At 58.9% G+C, this 4,661-nt stretch carries 2 protein-coding genes and 1 pseudogene; 1 reads left to right on the forward strand and 2 read right to left on the reverse strand.

Annotated elements, in window-relative coordinates; genetic code table 11:
• A pseudogene (locus ABX749_RS22820) lies at nucleotides 1-333 on the forward strand (FAD-containing oxidoreductase); the annotation flags it as partial.
• A 634-nt stretch (nucleotides 334-967) separates the two neighbouring features.
• Here ABX749_RS22820 and ABX749_RS22825 read toward each other — a convergent pair.
• On the reverse strand, nucleotides 968-2,668 hold the full coding sequence (locus ABX749_RS22825) for a glycosyltransferase family 8 protein (protein WP_372898016.1): 1,701 nt from the start codon (nucleotides 2,666-2,668) through the stop codon (nucleotides 968-970).
• A gap of 73 nt (nucleotides 2,669-2,741) precedes the next feature.
• The coding region (locus ABX749_RS22830) for a prolyl oligopeptidase family protein (RefSeq protein ID WP_372898017.1) at nucleotides 2,742-4,661 on the reverse strand (1,920 nt) is incomplete at its 5' end.

Below are 4,661 nucleotides of genomic sequence, written 5' to 3' on the forward strand. Positions count from 1 at the left end.
GAAATCGACACCTACGTCCAGCACTTCAGTGACGTCGATCGCGCGATCCTGGAAGGCGAAGAAGAAGGTTTTGTGAAAGTCCATACCAAGAAAGGCACAGGTCAAATTGTCGGGGCAACCATCGTCGCCAAGAACGCGGGCGACATGATCTCCGAGATCACGTTGGCGATGGTCAATGAAGTGGGACTGGGAAAGATCGCCAGCGTCATCCACCCCTATCCGACTCAAGCGGAAGCGATTCGCAAGTTGGGCGATCAATACAATCGAACGCGATTGACCCCGACCAGCAAAACGGTGTTGGGCTTGTTGCGACGGTGGAACGTGGGGCAGTAGCACATTCACAGACGACGCGATGTAAAAAGGGTCAGGAGCCTTTTTGGCAATCTGGGTTGCCTCGGCTTACCTATTCTACTTTAAATGCTCCTGACTCTTTTTTGAACACAGCCGTTGCCGTCGCTCCGTGCGGCAATTGGATTTCAGTGTCGCGATTAATTGTCACCCAAATGAGTTCGTTCAAATCAGCGGCAGAGTCGCGGTCGGCACCGCTGGTGAGACGAAAGCGGATACCGATTGCGTTTTCAGTCGCAGACTCAATGAAGCAGGAACGATTGAACGGCAGCTGATCGTTGGCGTCATTCGGCCCGGTGGCGGAGACAAATCCGCCAGGGTGCGATGGGTAACTTGAGCCAGATAAAGTCTCCGATCGAAGCGGAAATGTCTCTCGATGCGTCCCCGTTTTGGGCGTCGTGACCGTGAACGTGAGTAACGTTGACGCCTGCGATTCGGCACAGCGGACATATCCGACGCGAGCCTCAGCTGGGGCTTCGATCACGACGACCTCGGTCGGTCGGCCGGCGAACCGCGAATCGCAACCAGCGATTAGCGTGCACACTGTGATGGCGAATAAGGTGACGAACGCGAGCAGCTGACGGATGGAGAAACGCAAGGGATCCGCTTCGGGGTGAAATTACGCGGCGCGGGCCGTGGTCGTTTGGCGTTGGGGGAAATCGTTTCGAGATTCACAGACGAGCCATTGCATCGGGCCGCCGCGGCGTTCGCCGATCACTTGGGCTTGCCGTGGTTCGCTCAAGTTGGCCAACTCGGGAAGCGACCAATGTTGGGGACGCTGGTCGTCCAACACCGCATCGATCACGGTCACGTGATGCGTGCTGGCAAACTGATCGTACAATCGTTCGCAGATCCCCGCTCGAAACATCTCGTGCGTTTCGATGATGAAGTCGGAATCGGCGAAGGCTTCCGCCGCATGATCGTTGACCAACAAGTCCGCTTCGCCGCCTTCGATGTCACAGATCACCAAGCCACGTTTTCCATACAGGTCGCCGAACATGCACTCTGCCTGGATTGCCACGCGATCGGCCACACCGTTGGCGGCGGCCATCTCGGCGATCGCGGCACGGGCTTCGCGTTGCAATTCATAGGCGATTACTTTCGCGTCCGTCCAACGCAGCGCACAACCGATCGCATAGTACCCTTCGGCGCCGCCGACATCGACGATCACCGGGTAGTCTTTACTAAGCAAGCGTTCGAGAATCGGTTGCAATTCGGCTTCGTAGGTTCCCAACAACTTCGGTGCGAGCGTGCTGCCGTGTGAATAGGCTTCGGGATAACACAGTCCGGCAAACGGGCCGCGTCGAACCGTCATTTCACTGGCAAATTGCAGCACCATTTCACGGTCGCGCGTTTGGAGCATCGCACGTCGCGATTGCCGCTCGGCTTCCGCCCGTTGACGACGCTGCTGACGCAACCCGCGACGGTGGTTTCGATAAGCCGCGATTGGACCGCGTTGGTACCAGCGACGTTTCTTTTGCGGACGATCGGGAAGTTCGAATCCGGCATCGCGAACGACTTCCGCGACCGCCCAAAACTCATCGGCATAGGGATGCGGACGCGATGTCTGCCAAGGTTTCAGACCCTGGCCGGTGAAATGAATGATGTGCGGATCCGTCGTCGGCAGCGGCAACGACGAGGGACCGGCAAAGAAGCGGTGCGTGACGTTGTATTCCGGTGCCAATCGGGTCCAGCCGTCGGCAAACTGCACGGCCAAGATATCCTGGTCGGGATAGACCCAGCGATCGGGATCTTTCATCACCCTGTCCAACATCGTTTCGCTGGTCCGGTTGCTGCGCCACGTGGACAGGTCGATGGCCAACACGCCGCTGTTGAGGTAGGCCGAATCGAGCGACAAACCGAGTCGCCGGACGGCCGGGTGGGCTTCGGGAACCGCGGCCAATCCGGACTGCCCCAAGTCGAGTTGGAAGAGTTCGTCCAGCGGCCGGCGCACCAGCGTGTCCCCGTCCAAATAGAGCACGCGATCGATGTCGGCCGGCAGAATCTGGGGCAGTGCGAGACGAAACAGGACAGAGACGTCCCAGCTGGAATGTTCGGCGAACTGGCGGGGAAAGTCGTCGCCGACGCGATGGAAGTCCACCGATGCACCCTTCGCGTTGATCAATCGTCGCATCTTGGCTTGATCGATGTCGTCTAGATCGCCGTCATGCACGATGTGAAACGCACTGGGTGGAAACACACTGGGCTGTGTCTGAGACTCGATGACCGACAGCATGCTCACCAAGGCGAACGGGATGTAGTCACGGTTGATCGTGTAAACAAACCGGAGCGATTCGCTTGGGGTCCGCTGGCAATCCATTGGCGGGCTTTGTGTCGGGGTGATGGGGTGTGGGTGGGTTGCGGATAACAAATGCGCCCAGCGGGCGGCAAGATCACTTCAAGTTTGCTTTCAAGAAGGCCCACAAGTCGGCGTACTGGTCGATCTGTTTGCTGACCGGCGTGCCCGCCCCGTGTCCGGCTCGGGTTTCGATGCGGATCAACGTGGGATGATCACAACCCTGGGCGGCTTGCAGTGCCGCGGCGAACTTGAAACTGTGACCGGGGACGACGCGGTCGTCACGATCAGCGGTGGTGATCAACGTTGCCGGATAACAGGTGCCCGGTTTCAGATTGTGGAGCGGTGAATAAGACAACAGGTTCTCGATCTGGTCCGCTTCGTCGCTGCTGCCATACTCGGTGACCCAGGCCCATCCGATCGTAAACTTGTGGTAACGAAGCATGTCCAGCACGCCGACAGCCGGCAAGCAGGCACCGAACAAGTCTGGCCGCTGAGTCATCACGGCGCCGACCAGTAAACCGCCGTTGCTGCCGCCGCGAATCCCCAATCGACTGCTGGTCGTGTATCCGGCGTCGATCAAATGTTCGGCCGAGGCGATGAAGTCATCGAAGACGTTCTGCTTGTTCAGCCGCATGCCCGATTCGTGCCACTCGCGTCCGTATTCTCCGCCGCCGCGCAGGTTCGCCACCGCGTAGATGCCTCCGGCGTCGACCCAAGCCGCATTGGCCGGCGAGAACAGGGGCGTCAGCGACACGTTGAAACCGCCGTAGGCGTACAGCAGCGTCTGATTGGTTCCGTCCAGTTTGCTGTCTTTGCGGCGGGTGATGATGATCGGAATCTTCGTGCCGTCTTTACTTTCGCAGAACACTTGCTCGGTGATAAACGCATCCAGGTCCATGTCGATTTCGCTTTGCCGCCACAGCGACGTCGCTTTGTCGGGCGACGATTCGGTCAAGTCGACTCGATAGATCGCCCCCGGTGTGACGTAATTGGTGAAGCGAAAGAACGTTTCGGTGGCGTCTTGGCGACCGCCGAACCCGCTGACGGTTCCGACACCGGGCAGATCGAAATCGCCGAGCGGTGATCCGTCGATCCCGTACCGGCTGACGTGGCTGCGGGCATCGCGGAGGGCATCGACGTAAAACGTTTCGCCGAACAAGCTCACCGATTCGATCACGTCACTCGACTCGCCGATCACCTGTTTCCAGTGCTCGCGTTCCGGCGACGTGACATCGACGGCGATCACGCGTCGCCGCGGGGCTTGGTGATCGGTCAAGAAGTACATCGTGTCACCGACCGAGGCGATGAAGTCGTATTCGAAGTCGAATCCGGTGATCAGCGGGGTGACTTCTGAATCCGGATCGCGGAGATCTTTGACGAAGATTTGCGCTTTCGGTTCGCTGCCTTTCCAGTTTTGGATCACCAGGTATCGCCCGTCATCGGTGACGACGGGAGAGAAACCCCATTTGGGATGATCGGGCCGCTGCAGGATCAACGGGTCTTCGCTCTGGTCGGTCCCCAGGCGATGAAAGTGCAATCGTTGGTTTTCGTTCGTGCCGGTCAGTTCGGATCCGGCATCGGGTTCGTCGTAACGGGCGTAGAAGAAACCGCTGTTGTCGGGCAACCAGGCGACCGAGCTGAACTTGACCCAATCGATCACATCGTCCAGGTCGTTGCCGGTCGCGACATCACGGACTTTCCAGGTCCGCCAATCGCTGCCCCCGTCGGCCAATCCATACGCGACCAGGGATCCGTCACGGGTGATCACCGTTCCCGCCAGCGCGACCGTGCCGTCGTCACTGAGTTTGTTCGGATCGATCAATACCTGGCGTTCAGCCGAGAGCGAATCGGCCTTGTAGAGAACGCTTTGGTTTTGCAGCCCGTCGTTGTGGGAATAGAAGTAGCGATCGCCGCGACGACGGGGAATGGTGTAGCGTTCGTAGTTCCACAATTTCTCCAGCCGTTGCCGCATTGCGTCGCGTTGCGGCAGCGATTTCAGGTACGCCTGCGTGAC

It is taken from the genome of Stieleria sp. (assembly GCF_041595215.1).
Lineage (GTDB): Bacteria > Planctomycetota > Planctomycetia > Pirellulales > Pirellulaceae > Stieleria > Stieleria magnilauensis.

Excerpts from the sequence above, each read along its gene's own strand:
- ABX749_RS22825 (WP_372898016.1), bottom strand. The coding sequence starts at position 2,668 with ATGGATTGCCAGCGGACCCCAAGCGAATCGCTCCGGTTTGTTTACACG.